Source organism: Pseudonocardia sp. GCM10023141, from assembly GCF_042653605.1.
This window is the reverse complement of record NZ_JBHSIR010000006.1, coordinates 165,696-187,330: the sequence shown is the minus strand read 5'-3', so window position 1 is coordinate 187,330 and position 21,635 is coordinate 165,696. Positions and strand designations below refer to the sequence as shown.

The 21,635-nt window shown below is 73.1% G+C and carries 22 protein-coding genes and 1 riboswitch; of the genes, 14 read left to right on the top strand and 8 right to left on the bottom strand.

What is annotated here, in order from left to right:
• Window positions 1–35 precede the first annotated feature (35 nt).
• Window positions 36–611 carry a TetR/AcrR family transcriptional regulator gene (locus tag ACFPFQ_RS01910; protein ID WP_379614035.1) on the top strand — a complete coding sequence of 192 codons (576 nt, stop codon included), beginning with the start codon at window positions 36–38 and terminating at the stop codon, window positions 609–611.
• Here ACFPFQ_RS01910 and ACFPFQ_RS01905 read toward each other — a convergent pair.
• The gene (locus tag ACFPFQ_RS01905; RefSeq protein ID WP_379614033.1) at window positions 601–1,566 is read right to left on the bottom strand and encodes a quinone oxidoreductase family protein; all 966 of its coding nucleotides are present in this window, start codon (window positions 1,564–1,566) and stop codon (window positions 601–603) included. The genes ACFPFQ_RS01910 and ACFPFQ_RS01905 overlap by 11 nt on opposite strands.
• Window positions 1,567–1,646: 80 nt before the next feature.
• Between ACFPFQ_RS01905 and ACFPFQ_RS01900 the strand changes: the two genes are divergently transcribed.
• The 3 genes from ACFPFQ_RS01900 (at window position 1,647) to nadD (ending at window position 3,585) form a co-directional block, all read left to right on the top strand.
• A complete protein-coding gene (locus ACFPFQ_RS01900) occupies window positions 1,647–2,096 on the top strand; it encodes a MarR family winged helix-turn-helix transcriptional regulator (RefSeq protein ID WP_379614031.1) in 450 nt (149 codons plus the stop codon).
• A 236-nt stretch (window positions 2,097–2,332) separates the two neighbouring features.
• On the top strand, window positions 2,333–2,956 hold the full coding sequence (locus tag ACFPFQ_RS01895; RefSeq protein ID WP_379614029.1) for an alpha-ketoglutarate-dependent dioxygenase AlkB: 624 nt from the start codon (window positions 2,333–2,335) through the stop codon (window positions 2,954–2,956).
• A 26-nt stretch (window positions 2,957–2,982) separates the two neighbouring features.
• Entirely contained in the window at window positions 2,983–3,585 is a 603-nt protein-coding gene (gene nadD, locus ACFPFQ_RS01890; protein WP_379614027.1) for a nicotinate-nucleotide adenylyltransferase, read from the top strand.
• 145 nt (window positions 3,586–3,730) lie between these two features.
• On the opposite strand, the gene ACFPFQ_RS01885 is transcribed toward nadD, so the two are convergent.
• The 3 genes from ACFPFQ_RS01885 to ACFPFQ_RS01875 form a co-directional block, all read right to left on the bottom strand.
• A complete protein-coding gene (locus ACFPFQ_RS01885; RefSeq protein WP_379614025.1) occupies window positions 3,731–3,859 on the bottom strand; it encodes a hypothetical protein in 129 nt (42 codons plus the stop codon).
• 83 nt (window positions 3,860–3,942) lie between these two features.
• A complete protein-coding gene (locus ACFPFQ_RS01880) occupies window positions 3,943–4,203 on the bottom strand; it encodes a hypothetical protein (protein ID WP_379614023.1) in 261 nt (86 codons plus the stop codon).
• A gap of 92 nt (window positions 4,204–4,295) precedes the next feature.
• Window positions 4,296–4,658, bottom strand: coding sequence for a VOC family protein (locus ACFPFQ_RS01875; protein ID WP_379614021.1), 363 nt, complete (start codon window positions 4,656–4,658; stop codon window positions 4,296–4,298).
• A 142-nt stretch (window positions 4,659–4,800) separates the two neighbouring features.
• On the opposite strand from ACFPFQ_RS01875, the gene rsfS reads away from it, so the two are divergent.
• The 6 genes from rsfS (at window position 4,801) to ACFPFQ_RS01845 (ending at window position 11,051) form a co-directional block, all read left to right on the top strand.
• On the top strand, window positions 4,801–5,196 hold the full coding sequence (gene rsfS, locus ACFPFQ_RS01870; RefSeq protein WP_379614019.1) for a ribosome silencing factor: 396 nt from the start codon (window positions 4,801–4,803) through the stop codon (window positions 5,194–5,196).
• Window positions 5,193–5,816 carry a histidine phosphatase family protein gene (locus ACFPFQ_RS01865; protein WP_379614017.1) on the top strand — a complete coding sequence of 208 codons (624 nt, stop codon included), beginning with the start codon at window positions 5,193–5,195 and terminating at the stop codon, window positions 5,814–5,816. The genes rsfS and ACFPFQ_RS01865 overlap by 4 nt, the downstream gene beginning before the upstream one ends.
• Window positions 5,813–6,583, top strand: coding sequence for a diglucosylglycerate octanoyltransferase (gene octT, locus ACFPFQ_RS01860; RefSeq protein ID WP_379614015.1), 771 nt, complete (start codon window positions 5,813–5,815; stop codon window positions 6,581–6,583). Before ACFPFQ_RS01865 ends, octT begins: the two co-directional genes overlap by 4 nt.
• 11 nt (window positions 6,584–6,594) lie before the next feature.
• On the top strand, window positions 6,595–7,440 hold the full coding sequence (locus ACFPFQ_RS01855; RefSeq protein WP_379614013.1) for a DegV family protein: 846 nt from the start codon (window positions 6,595–6,597) through the stop codon (window positions 7,438–7,440).
• 204 nt (window positions 7,441–7,644) lie between these two features.
• On the top strand, window positions 7,645–8,583 hold the full coding sequence (locus ACFPFQ_RS01850) for a helix-hairpin-helix domain-containing protein (protein WP_379614011.1): 939 nt from the start codon (window positions 7,645–7,647) through the stop codon (window positions 8,581–8,583).
• Window positions 8,580–11,051: a ComEC/Rec2 family competence protein gene (locus tag ACFPFQ_RS01845; protein ID WP_379614009.1), complete on the top strand. Its 2,472-nt coding sequence runs from the start codon at window positions 8,580–8,582 to the stop codon at window positions 11,049–11,051. The genes ACFPFQ_RS01850 and ACFPFQ_RS01845 overlap by 4 nt, the downstream gene beginning before the upstream one ends.
• Window positions 11,052–11,129: 78 nt before the next feature.
• Here the strand turns inward: ACFPFQ_RS01845 and thrC are convergent, their stop codons facing one another.
• Window positions 11,130–12,395, bottom strand: a complete 1,266-nt coding sequence (gene thrC, locus ACFPFQ_RS01840) for a threonine synthase (RefSeq protein ID WP_379614007.1) — start codon at window positions 12,393–12,395, stop codon at window positions 11,130–11,132.
• A gap of 8 nt (window positions 12,396–12,403) precedes the next feature.
• Window positions 12,404–12,522, bottom strand: a riboswitch (SAM riboswitch).
• Window positions 12,523–12,673: 151 nt separating this feature from the next.
• Between thrC and holA the strand changes: the two genes are divergently transcribed.
• Window positions 12,674–13,639 carry a DNA polymerase III subunit delta gene (gene holA, locus ACFPFQ_RS01835; protein ID WP_379614005.1) on the top strand — a complete coding sequence of 322 codons (966 nt, stop codon included), beginning with the start codon at window positions 12,674–12,676 and terminating at the stop codon, window positions 13,637–13,639.
• A 94-nt stretch (window positions 13,640–13,733) separates the two neighbouring features.
• On the opposite strand, the gene rpsT is transcribed toward holA, so the two are convergent.
• From rpsT to ACFPFQ_RS01820, 3 genes are all read right to left on the bottom strand, one after another.
• Window positions 13,734–14,006 carry a 30S ribosomal protein S20 gene (gene rpsT / locus ACFPFQ_RS01830; RefSeq protein ID WP_379614329.1) on the bottom strand — a complete coding sequence of 91 codons (273 nt, stop codon included), beginning with the start codon at window positions 14,004–14,006 and terminating at the stop codon, window positions 13,734–13,736.
• A 119-nt stretch (window positions 14,007–14,125) separates the two neighbouring features.
• On the bottom strand, window positions 14,126–15,325 hold the full coding sequence (locus ACFPFQ_RS01825; protein WP_379614003.1) for an MFS transporter: 1,200 nt from the start codon (window positions 15,323–15,325) through the stop codon (window positions 14,126–14,128).
• A gap of 129 nt (window positions 15,326–15,454) precedes the next feature.
• A complete protein-coding gene (locus ACFPFQ_RS01820) occupies window positions 15,455–17,260 on the bottom strand; it encodes a GGDEF domain-containing protein (RefSeq protein WP_379614001.1) in 1,806 nt (601 codons plus the stop codon).
• A gap of 518 nt (window positions 17,261–17,778) precedes the next feature.
• Between ACFPFQ_RS01820 and ACFPFQ_RS01815 the strand changes: the two genes are divergently transcribed.
• Genes ACFPFQ_RS01815 through ACFPFQ_RS01805 form a run of 3 tightly spaced genes read left to right on the top strand, consistent with a single transcriptional unit; the run spans window position 17,779 to window position 21,149 of the window.
• Window positions 17,779–19,362, top strand: coding sequence for a circularly permuted type 2 ATP-grasp protein (locus tag ACFPFQ_RS01815; RefSeq protein ID WP_379614327.1), 1,584 nt, complete (start codon window positions 17,779–17,781; stop codon window positions 19,360–19,362).
• A complete protein-coding gene (locus ACFPFQ_RS01810) occupies window positions 19,362–20,306 on the top strand; it encodes an alpha-E domain-containing protein (RefSeq protein WP_379613999.1) in 945 nt (314 codons plus the stop codon). Before ACFPFQ_RS01815 ends, ACFPFQ_RS01810 begins: the two co-directional genes overlap by 1 nt.
• The gene (locus tag ACFPFQ_RS01805; protein ID WP_379613997.1) at window positions 20,307–21,149 is read left to right on the top strand and encodes a transglutaminase family protein; all 843 of its coding nucleotides are present in this window, start codon (window positions 20,307–20,309) and stop codon (window positions 21,147–21,149) included. It abuts the gene before it with no gap.
• The last annotated feature ends 486 nt before the right edge of the window (window positions 21,150–21,635 follow it).

Below are 21,635 nucleotides of genomic sequence, written 5' to 3'. Positions count from 1 at the left end.
CGCCATGATGGACCCGGACAGGGACGGAGCGCCGCATGCCAGAACAGTCAGAGGAGTCCGCCCGCGAGCGCATACTCGGCGCCGCCGAGGAGCTCTTCGCCGAAGCGGGGTTCGACGCCACGCCCACGTCCCGGATCGCCGAGCGGGCCGGGGTGCCCAAGGGGCTGGTGCACTACTACTTCAAGCGCAAGCCCGACCTGCTCGAGGCGCTGGTGGAACGGCTACCCGACGAGCGCATCGCCACCGAGCAGGTGGTGGTGGCCGGTGACATCGCCGAGAGCCTGCACCGGCTCGTCGACGACCTGGACCGCAAGCTCGACGCGTCCGCGGTGCTGTCGCACCTGCTGTGGCGCGAGGCCGACACCCACCCCGCGGTGCTCGAGGCGCTGCAGGTGCGGTTCGACCGGATCGTCGCGCAGATCCGCGAGGTGATGGTGGCGGCCGTGCCCGGCTGCGTCGAGCGGGCCGACGTCGACAGCGCGGCTTTCCTGCTCGCCTCGGCGCTGAGCTACCGGCACTCGGTGGCCCGCCACGACGACGACGCGCCGCTCGGCATGCGCCGCGAGCTCGACTTCCTCGCAGGCGCGCTCGCTGCGGGCCCTATGGTCTGACCACGACGCGGCCGAGGTTCGCCCGGGCGTCGAGCAGTTCGTGGACGTGCCTGACGTCGGCGAGCGCGTGGGTGGAGTGCACGTGCGAGCGCACCTTGCCGGCGTCGAGCAGCTCGGCGAACTCGGCGATGTCGGCGTCGGCGAGGCGTGGACGCGCCGCGCGCCAGGCCGTCAGCGAGACGCCGGTGGCGTGCTTGCCGGCGAAGAGCAGGCGAGCCGACACGGTGGGTAGCGTGCCTCCGATGGCGCCGTAGGCCACGATCCGCCCCTCCGGGGCGAGCAGTTCGACGCCCTGGTCGAAGACCCTGCCGCCGATGGCGTCGAGCACGACGTCGACCCCGTCGGGAGCGGCCGCGGCGACGAGCGCCGGCCAGTCCGGGTCCCGCGAGTCGACCGTGGCGTCGGCGCCGAGCGCCTCGACGAAGGCGCGCTTCTCCGGGTTCGACGCCGTCCCGATCACGGTGCGGGCGCCGGCCTGCCTGGCCAGCTGCACCGCGAGGTGGCCGACCGCGCCGGCGGCGGAGTGGATCAGCATGGTGTCGCCGGGCCCGGTGCGAGCGGCGCGCACCAGCCGCACGGCGAGCGGTCCGGTCATGGACAGCGCCGCGGCGGCCCCCGCGTCGGCGGTGACCGGGACCGGGACGACCCAGCGCGCGTCCGCGGCGACGTGCTCGGCGAACGCGTCCTCCGACAGCGCGGCAACCCGGTCGCCGAGCGTGACGCCGCTCGTACCGGCGCCGAGTGCCACGACGGTGCCGACGACGTCGCCGGTCAGTCGGCCCGGCAGGGGACGGTCGAAGGCGCCGGTCCCGGAACGGAAGACGGTGTCGATCGCGTTGGCGCCGATGGCCTCGACCTGGATCAGGACCTGCCCCGGCGCCGGGACGGGCGTCGGCACGTCGTCGATCCGGAGCACGCCGGGATCGCCGTAGCGGTGGTAGCGGGCTGCGCGCACGGGCAATCTCTCCTCGTTTGATGGGTTAGTGCCAATCGTAGGTAGAGACCCATGATTTGTCACGGCCTATGCTGTGCGGCATGACGCACGCGCACCGGCTCGGCGACCGGGTCGTCTGGCTGTCCGGCCGGGTGGCGAGCCATGCGCAGCGGCTGGTCCACGAGCGGCTCGCGACGGGCGAGGTGCGCAAGCAGCACTACGGCGTGCTGGCGAGCCTCGCCGACGCCGGACCCGCCGCGCAGGCGGTGCTGGCCGACCGGATCGGCATCGACCGCAGCGACATGGTGTCGCTGCTCGACGAGCTCGAGGCGCTCGAACTGGTCTCGCGGCGACCCGACCCGGCCGACCGGCGACGCAACATCGTCGAGCTCACCGCCGCCGGCGTGGCTGGGCTGGCGTGGATGGACGAGCAGATCGCGACCGCTGACCAGGAGCTGCTGGCTCCGCTCTCGGCCGCCGATCGGGCCACGCTGGTGCGGCTGCTCGGCCAGCTCCTGCCGGCGTCGGGCCGGCCGTTGACGCGGCTCTGACGGGCGCCGGGGGTTGCAGGAAAGCCACTTTCCCGCAACGACGTTGCGGGAAAGTGGCTTTCCTGACGTCTCCCTCGGCCACGACGGCCCTTCGGTCCCACCGCTCTCACGGTGTGGCCATGGTCGACTCCGCTCCGGTGGGGCCGGGCGGGGTTCCCCCGATCGGCGGGGTGGCGGACTGCGGGTCGACGGTGGATACTCGAACACATGTTCGATCAGTTGGAAGTGTCGGACCCGTGACGCCCGATCTGGCCTGGCAGCCCTCGCTGCTCGACGGCGGCACCGCGATCGAGGTCGATCCCGATTTCCACGCGCTGCGCCGCCACGAGCTGGGCGACGGCGCCTGGGTCGACGTCGCGCGGGGGTGGTGTCGCGGCGCCGATCTGCTGTTCGCGCGGATGCTGGCCGGCACCCCGTGGGCCGATCAGCGCACGGTGCGGATGTACGAGCGGATGGTGGCCGAGCCGCGCCTCACGCACCGGTGGCACGTCGATCGGGGCGAGCCCCCGGCTGCCGAGCTGCGTGCCATGGCGAGCCTGCTCAGCGAGCGCTACGGCGTGGAGTTCACGCAGGTCGGCGCCAACCTCTACCGCGACGGCGCCGACAGCGTGGCGTGGCACGGTGATCGGGTCGCCCGTGAGCTGCCGGAAGCACTGGTCGCGCTCATCTCGCTCGGCGCGGTCCGACCGTTCCGACTGCGGCCCGCCTGCGGGGGAGCGAGCGTCGGGTTCCTGCCGGGGCCGGGTGATCTGATCGTGATGGGCGGCTCCTGCCAGCGCACCTGGCAGCACGCGGTGCCGAAGGTGCGCTCGGCCGGTCCTCGCATCAGCATCCAGTTCCGGCATGCCTACCAGCGCTGATCGGCGCGGTCAGTACGCTCCGTGACGTGCAGCGGAAGATCGGTGTCATGGGCGGGACGTTCGACCCGATCCACCACGGCCACCTCGTGGCGGCCAGTGAGGTCGCCGACCGCTTCGGGCTCGACGAAGTGATCTTCGTGCCCACGGGGCAGCCCTGGCAGAAGACCGACCGGGCGGTGAGCCGCCCCGAGGACCGCTACCTGATGACGGTGGTCGCCACGGCGTCCAACCCGCGGTTCTCGGTGAGCCGGGTCGACATCGACCGCAAGGGCCCCACCTACACCGCCGACACGCTCACGGACCTGCACGCCGAGTTGCCCGACGCCGCGCTGTTCTTCATCACCGGAGCGGATGCGCTCAACCAGATCCTGTCCTGGCACAAGATCGACGAGCTGTTCGAGCTCGCGCACTTCGTCGGCGTCACCCGCCCCGGTTACGAGTTCGAGGCTCAGCACCTGCCCCGGGGTGTCGTGTCCTTCGTCGAGGTGCCCGCGCTGGCCATCTCGTCCACCGACTGCCGCCGCCGGGTCGAGGAGGGCCATCCGGTCTGGTACCTCGTGCCCGACGGCGTGGTGCAGTACATCTCCAAGCGCCGGCTCTACCGCCCGGACCTGCGTCAGTCCAGGTAGTAGAGATACCAGCGGGGGCTGGATCCGCGAATCGAGAGAAGCGGTTTCGGCCGGCGCGGGCGTCGCGGTGGTCAGCAGTGCGCCGATGGTCACCACCAGTGCGGACAGAGCTCTTTTCATGCGCCTCCTCGGGCGGTGACCAGTGCTACTGGATCTGGGACTGGATCTGCGAATCGGTGCCCGAACCCGGCGCACCGGTGCTGGCCAGCGCCGGTGCGGCGCCGCAGACCACGATGCCGAGTGCGATTGCGAGAATCCCGAGAAACCTCCTCACGTGTCTCCTTGGGTTTCGGCCCGCGCTGCGCTGCGGAATGTTGGTAGCGTCGGCCGGGGATGCGACCCCGTGAAAGCTGGGCTTCACACACCCACGTAGTAGTGCAGAGCCCATGTCGAGCCCTCGGCGAGGCAGAGGATGGCGGTCCAGCCGTAGATCTCCTTGTAGTTCGCCCCGAACCACTGGCAATCGGTCTTGATCTTGTAGCCGCCGCTGTGCCGGCGCCATTCGCCCGGAGCCTGGATCTGGGCGACGGTCGAGCCGGTGGTACCGGCGATCGCCGGCGTGGCACCGCTGACCACAACACCCATTGCCATGGCGAGAATGACGAGCGTTCGTTTCATGCGCCTCCTTCGTTCCGGCCACCGCCACCGCGCGGGGACCCACCGATCCTGGGCGCGTCCGGTCCGGCCGACGAGGCTGTGAAGGCTGGGCTTCAGCCCGGAAGGTCGAAGGCCACCGGGTGCCGCGGTTCGTAGAGCCCCAGCGTGCCGCCGCCCGGGACGCGCAGCGTGATCATCAGCCCGAAGCCGCGGTCGGTGACCTCGTCCACGAACTCGACACCCTTCGCCCGGAGATCCGAGACCGTCGTGGTGATGTCGTCGCACATCAGGTAGAGCTCGTGCGAACCGGCACTCGCCTGCTCGGTCGGATGGAAGGCGAGCTCGGCGGGTGGCGTCCGGAAGATCAGCCAGCCGTCGCCGGCGTCGACGTGTGGCAGTCCCAGCACGTCGCGGAAGAAGGCGCGAGCCCGTTCGGCGTCGGCCGCGTAGACGATCGCGTGCGTTCCAGTGATCATGGCGAACCTCCTCGAGGGCACCAGCATGCTCGGTGTGGCCCCCCATCCGGCATGTCGATTGCACCCGACTGGAAGACTGGGCCGGTTATGGGTCGGCCCGCCGGGCCGACAGGAGAGAGGGCTTGATGTTGGAGAACGCGGCGTGACGGCAACCGACCAGGCAGTGGAGATGGCCCGGGTGGCTGTGGCCGCGGCTGCAGACAAGCTCGCCGAGGACATCACGGTGCTCGACGTCTCCGAGCAGTTGGTGATCACCGACCTGTTCGTGATCGCCTCGGCACCCAACGAGCGGCAGGTCCAGGCCATCGTCGACGAGGTCGAGGAGAAGATGCGCCTGCACGGGGTCAAGCCGACCCGGCGCGAGGGCACCCGCGAGGGCCGCTGGGTCCTGCTGGACTTCGTCGACGTCGTCGTGCACGTGCAGCACACCGAGGAGCGCGGGTTCTACGGGCTCGACCGGCTGTGGAAGGACTGCCCCCGGCTGGACTTCCCGGAGGCCGTCGTCGACCCCAGGAGTGAGGACGGGAACACGGAATGACGATGCGCAGGCTCGTGCTGCTCCGCCACGGTCAGACCGACTACAACGTCCAGGGCCGGATGCAGGGGCACATCGACTCGGTGCTCACCGAAGCGGGCCGGGAGCAGGCCGTCGCCGTCGCACCGGCGATCGGACGGCTCACGCCCGGCCTGCTGATCAGCTCCGACCTGCAACGGGCGATCGACACCGCCGATCTCGTCGGCAGCAGCACGTCCCTGCCCGTCAAGCTCGACGCCCGGCTGCGCGAGACGCACCTGGGTGAGTGGCAGGGGCGCACCGTCGCCGACATCGAGGAGCAGTGGCCGGGCGCGATCGCCACGTGGCGGTCCGACCCGTCGTGGGCGCCTCCCGGTGGCGAGTCGCGGCTCGAGGTCGTGCGCCGGTCCCGCCCGGTCGTCGAGGAGATCGACGACGAGCTCGCAGGCGACGACGACACCACGGTCGTGCTGGTCGCGCACGGCGGCCTGATCGCCGGGCTGGTCAGCGCGCTGCTGGCGCTGCCGACGGCCACCTGGCCCACCATCGGTGGGATGGGCAACTGCCGCTGGGCGATGCTCGCGCGCCGCGGCGACCACCCGCGGTGGCGGCTCGCGGGGTACAACGTGGGCGTCGGGCTGTGACGACGGCGGGCGGACCGGTCCTGCTGGTACTGGCCGATTCGCTCGCCTTCCACGGCCCCGAGCGGGCCGAACCGGCCGACGATCCGCGGCTGTGGCCGAACATCGCCGCCGCCCGGCTGGGTGGTCGCGCCGAGTTCGTCGCCGGTATCGGCTGGACCGCGCGCCACGCCTGGCACGCGCTCACCCACGACCCCCGCGTCTGGACGCTCATGCCGTCCGTGGATGCGCTGGTCATCGCCGTCGGCGGTATGGACACGCTGCCCTCACCGCTGCCCACCGCGGTGCGGGAGCTGATCCCGGCCCTGCGGCCCGAGCGGTTGCGCCGCGCCGTTCGCGGTGGCTACCTGCGGACGCAGCCCGCACTCGCGCGCGCCTTCGCCCGCTACCTTCCCGGCGGCGGCCCCGTGGCGCTGCCACCGCGGCTCACCGTGGAGTACATGGAGCGCTGCCGCTCCGCGGTGCTGGCGATCCGCCCGGGCCTCCCGGTCATCGGCATGCTGCCGCCCGTGCACCGCGCGGCGGCGTACGGCCCGGTGCACCCCGGCCGGCCGGCCGCCGAGCAGGCCACCCGCGCATGGGCGGCCGCCCACGGCGTCGCGCTGCTGGACCTGAAGGCCATCGTCGCCGACCACGTGCTCGCCGGCCACGGCAACCCCGACGGCATGCACTGGGGATGGCCCGCGCACTCCGACGTGGGAGCGGCCTGCGCAGACCTGCTGACGCCGCTGCTCGCAGCCGACGGTGCGGTCACCGGCAGCGCCCACTAGTGTCCGGCGGCGTGCCTGTCGCAGTGGTCACCGACTCCACGTCCTACCTCCCCGACGGGGTGGCAGCGCAGCGCGGCATCCGGATCGTCGCACTCGAGGTGCGCCTCGGTGACCGCGTGGGGCGCGAAGGTGTCGACATCGACACCGCCCAGCTGACCGCCGCGCTCGCCGACCGGCGCCTCGACGTCCAGACCTCGCGACCGACCCCTGGCGAGTTCGCCGCCCTCTACCGCGATCTGCTCGCGAACGGCGCCGACGGTGTCGTCTCGGTGCACCTGTCGCGTGAGCTGTCGGGCACCTGGGAGGCGGCCCGCGTCGCGGCCGACGAGGTCGGACCGGACCGCGTCCGGGTCGTCGACTCGTGCGCGGCCGGCATGGGGCTCGGCTACGCGGTCCTCGCGGCCGTCGACGCCGCTGATGCGGGCTCGAGCGGTGCTGTCGTGGAGGCGGCCGCGGCCGACGTGGCTGCCCGCTGCCGGATGTTCTTCTCCGTCGACACGCTGGACCGGCTGCGCCGCGGAGGCCGTATCGGCGCCGCCGCCGCGCTCTTCGGCACCGCGCTCGCGGTGAAGCCGCTGCTGCACGTCGCCGACGGGAAGATCCTCCCGCTGGAGAAGGTCCGCACCACCGCGCGGGCCGGGCAGCGGCTCGTCGAACTCGCCGTGCAGGCGGCGGGCGACGGACCCGTCGACCTCGCCGTGCACCACCTCGGTGCCGCGGCGCGCGCCGACGAGGTGGCCGAGCGGTTGCGTGACCGACTCGACGTCACCCGGCTGCTGGTGTCCGAGGTGGGTGCGGTGATCGGCGCGCACGTGGGCACCGGGCTGCTCGGCGTCGTGGTGGTGCCGAAGAGGTAGCACCCCGACCTCGCACACCCCGCGCCGAAGACTCCCGGGCTTCCCTGTGGGCGGGCGGCGCCCCCGGCATCCAGTCTGCGCGGGAGGACCGACAGTTCGGGGGCGGTGACGCCCGGCGGGGTCGAGTTGTCCACAACGCGGGTCGGTTGTCCACAGTTCGGAGATCGTCGACCGGACGTGCCCCGCTCGCCCTAGCGTCGTGGTGTGGCGCGACAAGTCCCTCCCGACAGCTCAGAGCGGCTCGCGTCGGTGTTCGGGCCCTCGACGTTCGGGCCCGCGGCGTTCGGGTCCGCTGCGTCGGGGTGGCCGCCGTTCTTGGCGGGGCCCGAGGATTCCGCACGGCGATTCGCCCCCGGGGCACCGGGATCGGGGCCGCCGGGGTCGGGGGATCCCGGCACCGAACCGCTGCCGCTCGTCCCCGGCTTCGGGCTCGGATCGGAACCGGAGCCGCGGGGGTGGCGGCGGTGGGTGCCGCGGGTGTTGCGCGGGGCGCGGCTGGATCCGGGGCGCCCGGGTGCCACCGCACTCGCGGTCGTCGCCGCGGGTGCGGCGGTGGTCGCCGCCGTCGGGGTGTGGAGCGATCGGCCGCGGGTGGAGCCGGTCACCGGGCTCCCCGCGGTCGCGGTGTCCACGGCGCCCGCGCCGCCGTCGGCGGGGGCAACGGGGGCAGCTACGGGGGCGGAGCCGCCGTCGCAGCTGGTCGTGAGCGTGTCCGGCAAGGTCGTCACGCCGGGGCTCGTGCAGGTGCCCGACGGTGCGCGCGTCGCCGACGTCCTCACCGCGGCGGGCGGGGTGCTTCCCGGCACCGATCTGCTCGGGCTCAACCCGGCACGGCGGGTCGCCGACGGCGAGCAGATCGTGGTCGGGGTCCCGCCGCCCCCGGAGGCGCCCGCGGAGCCGAGCTCCGGAGCGGGGAGCACCGCCGCAGGTGCAGGCGCGGCGCCCGGCGGCAAGGTCAACCTCAACGCTGCCGGCGCGAGCCAGCTCGACGCGCTGCCGGGCGTCGGGCCGGTCACGGCGCAACGCATCGTGGAGTGGCGCACCCACAACGGGCGGTTCGCGCGGGTCGAGCAGCTGCGCGAGATCGAGGGGATCGGGGAGCGCAAGTTCGCGCAGCTCCGCGATCTGGTCACGATCTCATGATCGGCAACGGCACCGCGGCGAGGTCCGGTCGCACCGGGGCCGGGCGCAGTGTGGACCTGCGGCTGCTCCCGGCCGCGCTCGCGGTCTGGGCCGTGATGCTGCTCGGGTTGGGTATCGGCCCGCTCGCCGGCACGGCGATCGCCCTCGCCACCGGGGCCGTCGCAGTCGCTGCTCGCACCCGACGCTGGGCGCCGGGTGTGCTCGCGGTGGCCGGGTGCGCGGCCGCGGCCGGGCTGGTGATCGCGGCCCACACGCTGGCCGTCGCGCAGCATCCCTTGGTCGCTCCCGCCGAGCACGGCGCCGCAGCCACCCTCGACATCGTGATCAGTGACGATCCCCGGCCGATCAGGGGTGCCGCGTACGGCTCGAGGCCGAGCGGTCCCGCGCAGGTCGTCGTGGCAGCCGCGCTGGTGGCGGCCGCCACCGGCCCCGAGCGGTGGTCCTCGGGCGGCCGCGTGTTGCTCGTGGCGCCCGTCGAGGGCTGGCGCGATCTCATCCCCGGGCAGCACGCCCGCGCCGAGGGCCTGCTGGCCCCGGCCGGACGGTCCGATCTGACGGTCGCCGTGCTGCGGGTCCGGGGCCCGCCGCAGCAGGTGACGGCGCCACCGTGGTGGCAGGAGGCGGCCGGCGGTCTGCGGGCAGGGCTGCGGGAGGCGTCGCGCGCCGTCCTCGCCCCCGCGGAGGCCGGGCTGCTCCCGGGGTTGGCCGTCGGCGACACATCGGGTCTCGACGCCGAGCTGGAGTCGGACTTCCGGGCCAGCGGCCTCACCCACCTCGTCGCGGTGAGCGGGGCCAACCTCGCGATACTGAGCGGGGCCGTGCTCGGGCTGCTGCGGCTGCTACGGGCCGATCCCCGGCTGTCGGCCGCGGTGAGCGCGGCGAGCATCGTGGGGTTCGTGGTGCTCGCCCGGCCGTCGCCGAGCGTGGTGCGCGCTGCGGTGATGGGGGCGGTGGTGCTGCTCGCGCTCGCCATGGGGCGCGGTCGGTCCGCACTGCCCGCGCTGGCCGCGGCCGTCATCGTCTTGCTGTTGGCCGATCCGGCACTCGCGCTCGACCCCGGTTTCGCGCTGTCCGTGCTGGCCACCGGGGCTCTGGTGGTGCTCGCGCCCGCGTGGGCGCTCGCGCTGCGCAGGCGCCGGGTGCCCGGCTGGATGGCCGAGGCGGTGGCCGTGCCCGCCGCGGCGTTCGTGGTCACGGCTCCGGTCATCGCCGGGCTGAGCGGGCTCGTCAGCCCGATCGCGGTGCTCGCCAACCTGCTGGCCGTACCGGCGGTGGCACCGGCCACCGTGCTGGGCGTCCTCGCCGCGCTGGTGTCGCCGATCAGCACGCCGCTGGCACACGCGTGCACGTGGGCGGCCGGGCCCGCTGTCGGCTGGCTGGTGATGATCGCCGATCGGTCGGCCGGGGTGTCCGGGGCCGCCGTTCCGTGGCCGGAGGGTGTGCTGGGGGCTGCGCTGCTGGTCGTCGTGCTGGTGCTGCTGTGGTGGTGGGGCCGCTCGCCGCGGCGGCGGGCCCTGCTGCTGGCCGTGCTGCTGGGGCTCGCGCTGGTGCTGGTGCCCACCCGCGTCGCACCACCGGGCTGGCCGCCCACCGGCTGGAGCGTCGTGGCCTGCGACGTCGGACAGGGGGATGCGCTGGTGCTGGCCACCGCCCGTCCGGGCTGGGTGGTGCTCGTCGACGCCGGTCCCGACGCCGGCCTCATCGACGGCTGCCTGCGCAGGCTGGGCGTCCAGGGCATCGCACTCGCGGTGATCAGCCACCTGCACGCCGACCACATCGGCGGGCTCGCGGGCGCGCTGCGCGGCCGCCCCGTCGGCGGGGTCGCGCTGGGTCCGGTCCACGAGCCGGCGTGGGCGTTGCGGGAGGTCGCCGACATCGCGGCGCAGGCGCAGGCACCGCTCGTGGAGCTCACCGCCGGCAAGCGGCTGGACTGGCCCGGTCTCGCCCTCGACGTCATCGGTCCGACGCACCCCGCCGCGGTCGTCGACCCCGACGACGGCACTGCCGTCAACGACAGCTCACTGGTGCTGCGGGCCACCACGGCCACCGGCAGCGTGCTGCTGCCCGGCGATGCCGAGCTGGCGGCGCAGGCCGACCTGCTGGCCGCCCACACCGACCTGCGCGCCGAGGTCCTCAAGATGCCGCACCACGGCAGCCGCTACACCGCTCCCGCGTTCCTCAACGCCGTGGCACCACGCGCCGTGCTGGTCAGCGTCGGTGCCGGCAACCCCTACGGCCACCCCAACGTCGCGCTGCTCACCGTGCTGGCCGACGCCGGAGCTGCCGTGCGGCGCACCGACCAGGCCGGCGACGTCGCCGTCGTCACAGTGGCAGGCGACGCCGATCACGACGGGCGTCCCGATCTCGCCGTCGTCAGCAGGGGCGATCCGGTCCGGGCTCGCCGATCCGGCCCGCGGGCGGCAGGGCGGCGGATCGGGCGAGCGGCGCGGGCTCCGCCCCGGCGATGATCCGGCGCGTCGGCGACGAACGAGCTGGTGAGCTCGCTCGCCACCGCCGCGTGCGACCTGGCCGGGTGCGTGCGTCCGCTACCGGCCTTCGAGCGCCTCGCGCACGGCCTTGCTGGTGGAGGGCACGGTGGCCGTCGGGCCGATCTGGCCGGCCACGGCGTCGAGCGTCTTGAGGCCGTCGCCGGTGATCAGCAGCACGGTCTCGGCGTCGGGGTCGAGCCGGCCGGACTCCACGAGCTTCTTGGTGGTGGCCACGGTGACACCACCGGCGGTCTCGGCGAAGACACCCTCGGTCTGGGCCAGCAGCCGGATGCCGGCCACGACCTCCTCGTCGGAGACGTGCTCGACGGCCCCGCCGGTGCGGCGCACGGTGTCGAGCACGTACGGGCCGTCGGCCGGGTTGCCGATCGCGAGCGAGCGCGCGATGGTGTCGGGCCGCACGGGCTGGATCACGTCGTGGCCCTCCGCGAACGCCTTCGCGACGGGGGAGCAGCCGGTGGCCTGGGCGCCGAAGATCCGATAGGGCGTGGCCTCGACGAGCCCGAGCTTGCCGAGCTCGGTGAAGCCCTTGTCGACCTTGGTCAGCTGCGAGCCGGACGCCACCGGGATGACGACCTGCTGGGGGAGCCGCCAACCCAGCTGCTCGGCCACCTCGTACCCGAGCGTCTTGGAGCCCTCGGCGTAGTAGGGCCGCACGTTGACGTTGACGAACGCCCAGTCCTCGTGCTCGGCCGCCAGCTCGGTGGCCAGGCGGTTGACGTCGTCGTAGTTGCCGTCGACGGCCAGCAGGGTGCCGCCGTAGACGGCGGTGGTGAGCACCTTCGCCTGCTCGAGCGACTTCGGGATGAGCACCACCGAGTCCCAGCCGGCGCGGGCCGCGGCGGCGGCGACGGCGTTGGCCAGGTTGCCGGTGGACGGGCAGCACAGCACGGTGAAGCCCAGCTCGCGGGCAGCGGCCAGTGCCACGGCCACCACACGGTCCTTGAAGGAGTGCGTGGGGTTGCCGGTGTCGTCCTTGACCCACAGGTTCTTGATGCCCAGCGCGGCGCCGAGCCGGTCGGCCTTGATCAGCCGCGTCAGGCCGGGCTCGGTGTTGGGGTGGTCCTGGACGCCGGGCGGCACGGGCAGCAGCTGCCGGTAGCGCCAGATGTTCTTCGGGCCGGCCTCGATGGACTCGCGGGTGACGTCCCCGAACTCGTAGGCCACCTCGAGGGGGCCGAAGCACTGGGGGCACGCGAACTCGGCGGCGAGGGGGATCTGGTGACCGCACTCGCGACAGGACAGCGCGACGGCCGGACCGAGATCGAGGGACGTGGACGTCGAGACGTCAGAAAGCAGAGTCATTGAAGAACTCCTCATCTTTCCCGCACCATGCGGGCCGGAGTTGGCACCGTGATCGAGCGCGTTGACACGCGCGTCGCCGGTTGCCGGGGCTTCAACGGGCCGTTCCCTCTGCCCCTCTGGATGAGCCATATTCAGTTGGCCGCCGGCGCACGGGCCCGCGGATGACCATCACCGTACGCCACGGAGGGCCGCGTCCCCAACCGTCGTCCAGGATCTGGGAGCCCCGTCACCCCACGCGGTCCGCCCCGGACGTTCGGTTGTCGGTGTCGTGCGCGAGCATGGACGCCATGACCGCAGCTCCGCTCCAGCTCGTTCTCGGTGAGGAGGAGCTGCTCGTCGAGCGTGCCGTCGACGAGGTGGTGGCGCAGGCCCGAGCCGATGATCCGAGCGCCGACGTCCGCCGCTACCGCGCCACCGAGCTCTCGCCCTACGAGCTGGCCGACAGCCTGTCACCGTCGCTGTTCGCCGAGGCCAGGGTCATCGTCCTGCAGGCGGCGCACGAGGTGAACAAGGATCTCGCCACGGCCATCCTCGCGCAGGCTGCCGACCCGGCCGACGGCATCGTGCTCGTCGTGGTGCACGCCGGTGGAGCCCGCAACAAGGCGCTCGCCGACGCGCTGCGCAAGCAGGGAGCGGTCGTCACGATCTGCAACAAGATCACCCGCGCCGAGGAGCGTTCCGACTTCGTCCGCGCCGAGGTCCGCCGCGCCGGCGGCAAGATCGCGCCGGCAGCGGTGCCGGTGCTGATCGAGGCCGTCGGCTCCGATCTGCGGGAGCTGGCCGCGGCCACCGGGCAGCTGGTGGCCGACACCGGTGGCACGATCGACGAGAAGGCGGTGCGCCGCTACCACCGCGGCCGGGCCGAGACCACCGGGTTCGCCGTGGCCGACAAGGTGGTGGCGGGGGATCGGGCCGGCGCGCTCGAGGCGCTGCGCTGGGCGCAGGTGCTCGGGGTGCCCGCGGTGCTGGTCGCCGACGCGCTGGCCGACGCCATGCGCACGCTGGCCAAGGTCGGCGCGGCCGGCCGGGGCGATCCCAACCAGCTCGCCGGCCCGCTCGGGATGCCACCGTGGAAGATCCGCAAGGCCCAGCAGCAGGTGCGCAGCTGGCGCCCCGATTCGCTCGCGGTGGCGTTCGCCGCGGCGGCCGAGGTCAACGCCGACGTCAAGGGCGCCGCGGCCGATCCCGAGTACGCGCTGGAGCGTGCGGTCGAGCGGATGTGCACGGCGCGCGAGTCCCGCTGAGCGGCGCCTTCCCGCACAGCCCAGTCCTGCACAGCACAACGACGCCGCACCCTGGGAAAGGGGGCGACGCCGTCGGGTGAAGTACGTGAGGCGATCAGGCAGCGGTGGAAGCCGCGTGCACCTTCTTGGCCATGTTCGACTTCAGGTTGGCCGCCTGGTTCTTGTGGATGACGCCCTTGGAGGCCGCCTTGTCGAGCGCCTTGCTGGCAGCGCGCTGCAGGGTGCTGGCGGTCTCCACGTCACCGGCCTCGGAGGCCTCGCGGAACTTGCGCACAGCGGTACGCACCGAGGAGCGCACCGACTTGTTGCGCTGGCGACGCTTCTCGTTGGTCTTGACCCGCTTGATCTGGGACTTGATGTTGGCCACGCGTTTTGCCTCGAGTTCTTCTGCCGCTGGTCTGGTCATGGCTCCGGCGGCGGATGGATCGTGCGAGCACGCCGGGCGCTCGGCTGTCCATGCTACAGCGCTGCTCCGCGGGCCCGACATCACCCCGACGCGGGCAGCGGGAGCAGGCTGGCGAACGCTGCCAGCGCGCTCACGCCCGCCGCGGCGATGGCCCATCCGAACGTACCCGTGGCGTCGATGATCAGCCCGGCCAGTGGCGCGCCCAGGAGGGCACCGAACCCGGCCGCGGTGTAGATCAGCCCGACGATCCCGCCCAGCCCGCGGACGCCGTACATCTCCGCGACGACCGTGGGCTGCAGCGCGATCCAGCCGCCGTACCCGACACCGAGCACCGCCGCGAAGGCGACGAGCAGCGGCAGCGCGAGCGCCGGCAGCGCCGACGCGACCAGCCAGATCCCGAAGCTGACCGCGAAGACGGCGAAGCTGGCCTGGAACATGCGGATCCGCCCGACCCGGTCGGCGATGGCCCCGATGGCCAGGCGTCCGAGCACGCTCGCCACCCCGATCACGCCGATCAGCGCCGCGGCGGCCACTGGCGGCACTCCGGCCGCCGCGGCGTAGGTGGGGAGGAACACGAACGGCACGAAGAGCCCGAGCGACGCCAGGAACGTCGCGGCGTACATCGAGCGGAAGGCCCGGGTGCGCACCAGCTCGCGGATCGGCAGCGCGGGTGCGCCCTGCGCCGCAGGCGGGCGACGGACCGCTATCGCGCAGAGGACGAGCAGGGCCGCGCCCGCGACCCCGAACACGACGTGCGTCTGCCGCCAGCCCTGCACCGCGATCACGGCGGCGGCCAGCGGCGACCCGACGAGCGTGCCCACGCCGATCCCGGCGATCGCGATGGCGAGCGCCAGCGCCCGCCTGCGGTCGAACCACGCGCCCACGACGGCGACCATCGGCACGTAGCCGCAGGCCACAGCGATCCCGACGCCGAGACCGTAGGTGAGATAGCCCACCCACAGGTGCTGCACGATCGAGGTCAGGATCAGCCCGGCCGCGAGCGTCGCCGCGCCGAGGAGCAGCACCGGTCGGGGGCCGAACCGATCCACCGCCCGCCCGCTGACGGACCCGAGCAGGAACCAGCAGCAGGCCGTGACACTGAACACCACCGACGTCGCGCCGCTACCGGACCCGAACTCGGCGGCCATCGGCGCGAAGAAGGCCCCGAAGCTGTACGCGACGGCGAACACGACCGTCATCGAGAGGAACGCGGCCGCCACGGTGACCCACCCGCGCAACCCCTCGGGGGCCGGCCGGGGCACCGCGTGCGCCGCTGTCACGCTCTGACAATAAGCGGGGTCCGCGCCGGGGGCGGCGGTTGCGGTGGCCACCGCGCCGACCGGGTGGCCACCGCGCCAACGTCACGACATCGGCGCCGTGGCCAACGGGTTGGCGCGGTCGGGCGTCGGCTACCGGTCCGCCCGGGCCCGCCGCGACGGCGGGGTGATGGTGGCAGAAGCGCTGATCACGGTGTTGCCGCCGCTGTGCTTGGCCTGGTACATCGCGCCGTCGGCGGCGGCGAGCGCGACGGCGGGATCCGATCCCAGCGGCGCGTGGGTGACCCCCACCGACATCGTGACGCCCCCGGCCACCTCGACGGGCAACGCGGCGACGGCTTCGGTGGCCCGGGTGAGCGCCGCCTGCGCGGTGCTCAGCGGGGTGCCCGGCATGATCACGACGAACTCGTCCCCGCCGTAGCGGGCCACCAGGTCGTGGCTGCGCAGCGTGGTGCGCAGGCAGGTGGCGATGGCTCGCAGCACGGTGTCGCCCGCGGCGTGCGACCACGCGTCGTTGACGTCCTTGAAACCGTCCAGGTCGATCAGCGCCACCGCGCAGGGCTGGCTCGACGGCGTGCTGGTGGCCTCCACGAGGCGCAGGTCCAGCGCCCGCCGGTTGGGCAGCCCGGTCAGCGTGTCCTGCAGCGCCTGCGCCGCGACCGCGCCGTGCTCGCTGCGCAGGCGGTGGTGCTCGGTGTGGCTGCGCAGCGCCGTCAGCCGGGCTTCCCGCAGCGCCCACAGCTCGGCCTCGAGCGCTGCGGCGTAGCGCGCCAACGCGTCGGGGCCTGCCGGGGAGGCCCCGGCCGCGGCTGCGTCGCGATCGATGGCGTCCCGGCTGATGCTGTCGATCCGGGCCAGCTCCCGGTGCAGGGCCAGCGCGAGCACGGAGCCGGACACGTCGTCGCCCAGCTCGATCCGCAGCGGGGTCAGCGCGGTGGCGGCATCGGTGAGCCGGCCGGCGGCGAGCATGCAGCGGGACGTGGCGATCGCGTGCACGATGCGGTCGTCGAGCAGCTGGGCCTTCGGCCCGAGCCCGTCGAGCATCGCGAGGTGCTCGGGGCCTGGCTGGTGCAGCGCGTAGGCACTGCCGATGATCGCGCTCTCGGCGACGGCGGGCGGGCCCTGCCCGGGCACCTGGCTGTGTGCGGGCCCCCACAGCGCCGCGGCGACCTGCGCGGTCTGGGCCGCCCCGACGAAGCGGGTGGCCGCGGCGGCGTCGCGGCCACCCCGTTCGAGCCGCAGTGCCCACGACACCTGCAGCCGCACGCGATTGAGCTGGTGGAACAACCGCTCCACCGGGCTCCCGACGGTGTCGGCGATCGCGATGCCCTGCTGGGAGACCTCGTCGGCCAGCTCGTGGGAGCCGAGCTTGAGCAGCACCATGACCAGCCCGTTGAACGCGCGCGCCAGCAGGCGGGCCCACTCGGGGGAGTCGTCGTCACCGGGCGGGGCGGTGATGTCGGTGAGCAGTGCGAGTGCGGTGGCGGCGTCGGCGAGTGCGAGCTCGCCCTGGCGCAGCAGGATCTTGTGGTGGGCCCGCAGGACGGCGGCCTCACCGAGCCCGCGCGCGCCACCGTCGAGTTCGGCCAGTTCGCTGAACTCCACGAGCAGCGCGTCCATCTGCGTGGCGTCGATCGGGTCGGAGTTGTCGACGGCCAGCACCCGCACGATGATCGAGATCCGCAGCACCTCCGCGAGCAGCGACGCGCTGTCGCGCTTCTTGGCGTACGCCAGCAGCCCGTCGATCCCGGCGAGCGCCGCGTCGCGCTGCACGCGGCCGGCGCGCTGGTACCAGACGAGCTTGGCCGTGGCCCGCGCGACGATCTGACGGTCGGTGAGGCGGAAGGCCTCCTCGGCGCACAGGCACGCGGGCCCACCGGCGACGAGGGCGCACGGTGACGGGGTTGCGCTCGGGCCGGGCGAGCGTGTCGATGTCACCGGTCGCCCCCTGGTCGGCCGCACGGATGTGGTGGCGGTGCCAGGCCTCCGGGTCCGGCACGGCAGCGTCGGTGGCCCCCGACGACCATGGTCCGCTGCGCGATCGAGGTCATCGTGGCATGGGATGACCCGGCGGAGGAGCCCGGGTGACGACGTCGAGGGAAGATCCAACTGGTTGTAGTCGAACCGCTACCTTTCGTCGTCATGCGTTGGGCCGAAGGCCTACGCGGCTGTTCCGAGCCGCGCCCGCCGATCGGAGCCCCCGCGCCGCCCTGCGAATGATCACGTAACACGCCCGTATCGCCGCAGCCCTGGTCGAACGTCGCGCCGTTGGGTCAGGATGACCATCCGGCAGGCCCCGTCCGCAGCGTTGCGGGCGCCCCGCCACGGACGTGTGAGGAGGCCTGGTGGCACGAGCGGTGCAACAGCGGTCGGCGCAGGAGCGCTCCGCCCAGCAGCGGCGGGCGGAGCAGCAGCAGCGATCAGCACTCGAATCCGAGGACGGCCCCGACTCCGCGCTGTTCGACGGCTACCACGAGCCCGACCGGCCGCACGCCGACGCCTACGACGAGATGTTCGCCGCCGACGGCACCATTCGCACGCCCTACCGCGCGCTGCACGATGCCATCGCGCCGACCGCGGCGGCCGACCTGGCGGTGCGCTCCGACGCGCTCGACCGTGCCTACGTCGATCAGGGCATCACGTTCTCGCTGTCGGGCCAGGAGCGCCCGTTCCCGCTCGACATCGTCCCGCGGGTGATCTCGGCGGGGGAGTGGAGCAAGCTGCGCAAGGGCATCGTGCAGCGGGTGCGGGCGCTGGAGGCGTTCCTCGCCGACATCTACGGCGACGGCGAGATCGTCCGCGACGGGCTGCTGCCGCGCCGGCTGATCACGAGCTGCCAGCACTTCCACCGGGCCGCCAACGCGCTCAACCCGCCCAACGGCGTGCGCATCCACGTCGCCGGCATCGACCTCGTCCGCGACGAGGAGGGCATCTTCCGGGTGCTCGAGGACAACCTGCGCAACCCGTCGGGCGTGTCGTACGTGATGGAGAACCGCCGGACGATGGCCCGGGTGTTCCCCGACCTGTTCACCCGCCAGCGGGTCCGCGCGGTCGGCGACTACTCCACGCACCTGTTGCGGGCGCTGCGGTCGGCCGCGTCGGCCAACGTCGCCGATCCGACCGTGGTCGTCCTGACCCCCGGCGTCTTCAACTCCGCCTACTTCGAGCACTCGCTGCTGGCCCGCCAGATGGGCGTGGAGCTCGTCGAGGGCCGGGACCTGTTCTGCCGCGACAACTCCGTCTACATGCGCACCACCGAGGGCGAGCAGCCCGTCGACGTGATCTACCGCCGCATCGACGACGAGTTCCTCGACCCGCTGCAGTTCAACCCCGACTCGGTGCTCGGCATCGCGGGCGTGCTCAACGCCGCCCGCGCCGGCACCGTGGTGATCGCCAACGCGGTCGGCAACGGGGTCGGCGACGACAAGCTCGTCTACACCTACGTGCCGCAGATGATCGGCTACTACCTCAACGAGAAGCCGCTGCTGCCCAACGTCGACACGTTCCGCTGCTGGCTCGACGACGAGCGTGGGCACGTCCTCGACCACCTCGACGAGCTGGTGATCAAGCCGGTCGAGGGCTCCGGCGGTTACGGGATCCTGTTCGGACCCGACGCCACCGCCCGCCAGCTCGCCGCCCAGCGCAAGGCGATCCGCGACGACCCGCGCGCCTGGATCGCGCAGCCGGTCGTGCAGCTCTCGACGGTGCCCACGAAGGTCGACGACCGGCTCGTCCCGCGCCACGTCGACCTGCGCCCGTTCGCCGTCAACGACGGCGAGGACGTGTTCGTGCTCCCCGGTGGTCTCACCCGGGTCGCGCTCCCGAAGGGGAGCCTGGTCGTCAACTCCAGCCAGGGCGGCGGCAGCAAGGACACCTGGGTGCTGGCGGCCGGCAAGTCGGCCGAGTCCGAACGGGAGCTGGGGCAGGGCGGGCTCGCGAGCATCGCCCCGGCCAGCTCGCCAGCCGCCGAGCACGGCCCCGAGCTCACGATGGGCCAGCAGCAACAACAACAGCAACAACAGCAGGAGGGGGAGGCGTAGTGCTCGCACGCAACGCGGAATCGCTGTACTGGATCGGGCGCTACGTCGAGCGGGCCGACGACACCGCACGCATCCTCGACGTCTCCGTGCACCAGCTGCTCGAGGACGCCACCGTCGACGCCGACATGGCCGCCCGCACCCTGCTGGGCGTGCTCGGCGTCGATGCGCCCGACGGGGACACGCTCGACGCCTGGGGGCTGACGGAGCTCGCCGGGTACTCGCCCGATCAGGCCGGGTCGATCGTCTCGTCGGTGTCGAGCGCGCGGGAGAACGCGCGCGGGGCGCGCGAGGTGGTCTCGGCGGAGATGTGGGAGTGCCTCAACGCCACCTGGAACGCGCTGCCCGAACGCCAGCAGTACGCCCGGTGGGTGGGCCCGCACGCGTTCTTCTCCTATGTGGAGGATCGCGCGGCCATGTTCTCCGGCCTGGCCGCATCCACCATGAGCCGCGACGACACGTGGCGGTACTACCTGCTGGGCCGTTCCGTCGAGCGCGTCGACATGGTGGTGCGGCTGCTGCTCTCGCGCGTCTCGGACCGGATGTCGTCGCCGGGCTGGTTGACCGTGCTGCGCAGCGCCGGCGCTGCCGACACCTACCTGCGCACCTACCGCGGCGCGCTGGACGCGGGCCGGGTGGTGCAGTTCCTGCTGATGGACCGGCTGTTCCCGCGCTCGGTGTTCCACGCGCTGCGCCAGGCCGAGGTCTGCCTCACCGAGCTCGACAACCGCCCCACCGCCCGCATCGGCGCGAAGGGCGAGGCACTGCGACTGCTCGGCCGGGCCCGCAGCGAGCTGGAGTTCCTGCGACCGGAGGAGCTGCTCGACGACCTGCCGACACAGCTGCTGGGACTGCAGGGCTGCATCCGCGACGTCGGCGAGGCCGTGTCGCAGCAGTACTTCCACGCCGCGCAGTGGGTCGCGTGGTCCGCACCGGAGGTCGGGTAAATGGGCTGGCGCATCAGGGTCGTGCACGAGACCGGCTACCGCTACGAGGCACCGGTGCACGAGTCCTACAACGAGGCGCGGCTCACCCCGCGCAGCGACAACCGGCAGAACCTCATCGTGAGCAGGTTGGAGACCACCCCGCCCACACGCTCCTACCGCTACACCGACTACTGGGGCACCGCCGTCACCGCGTTCGACCTGCACGCCTCGCACACCGAGCTGGCCGTCACCGCCACGTCGGTCGTCGAGACGGCCGACGCGCTCGCCCCGGCCCGCTCGGCCACCTGGGACGAGCTGGCGAGCGATCCCGTCCAGGACCGCTACACCGAGATGCTGGAGTTCACGCCCTACGTCGGGCGCGACCGCGACCTCGCACGCACGGCGCGGACGTTGCGCAAGGGCTCCGATCCCGCCGACGCGGTGCTCGCGGCCTGCGGCTGGGTGCACGAGCACCTCGCCTACCAGCCCGGGACGACGGGCGTGCACACCTCGGCGGTGGAGGCCTGGCAGACCGGCACCGGGGTCTGCCAGGACTACGCCCACCTGACGCTGCTGCTCCTGCGGGAGATGGGGATCCCGGCGCGCTACGTCTCGGGCTACCTGCTGCCGCGGGCCGAGACCGAGATCCGCCAGACGGTCCGCGGCGAGAGCCACGCCTGGATCGAGGCCTGGACGGGCGGGTGGTGGGGCTTCGACCCGACCAACGACATCGAGATCGGGCATCGGCACGTCTGGGTGGCGGTGGGGCGGGACTACTCCGACGTCCCGCCGCTCAAGGGCATCTTCTCCGGGGGCACGGCCGCGGCGCTGGATGTCACGGTGTCGATGACGCGGTTGGCCTGAGGCGGCCCCGATCACTCGACCGGCGCGGCAGGCTCTCGGGTTGCAGGAAAGTGGCTGTCCGGAGAATCCCCATCCGAAGGGGGCCTACCAGCGGGACCTACCGGGAACCGCACCCGACACCCCCGCGCCGGCCCCGTTGCGAGAGCCCGCCGCGCCGGGCGAGTGATCAACGCCCACCGGTTCCGGTTCGATCATGAGCCAGTGCGCGCTCGACCACCGGCGCGAAGATCAACGCCTACTGGGTCATGGTCAACACCGAACCAGTGGGCGTTGATCACCCCAGCCGCACCGCAGCGCCCCACGCCGGGCCCTCCTGTGCGCCTCGGCGAGCATGATCCGCGCTCGTCCGCGCCGGGAGGGCGCAACCCCCTCCTGTTGATCTGCCGGCCCGGCGAGGGCGTAGTAGAGCGGGGCACGCCCCCCATCCGCAGCCGACGTCCCGGTTCTCCTCTTTCATGGCGACCGAAGGCCATGACGGACTTTCCT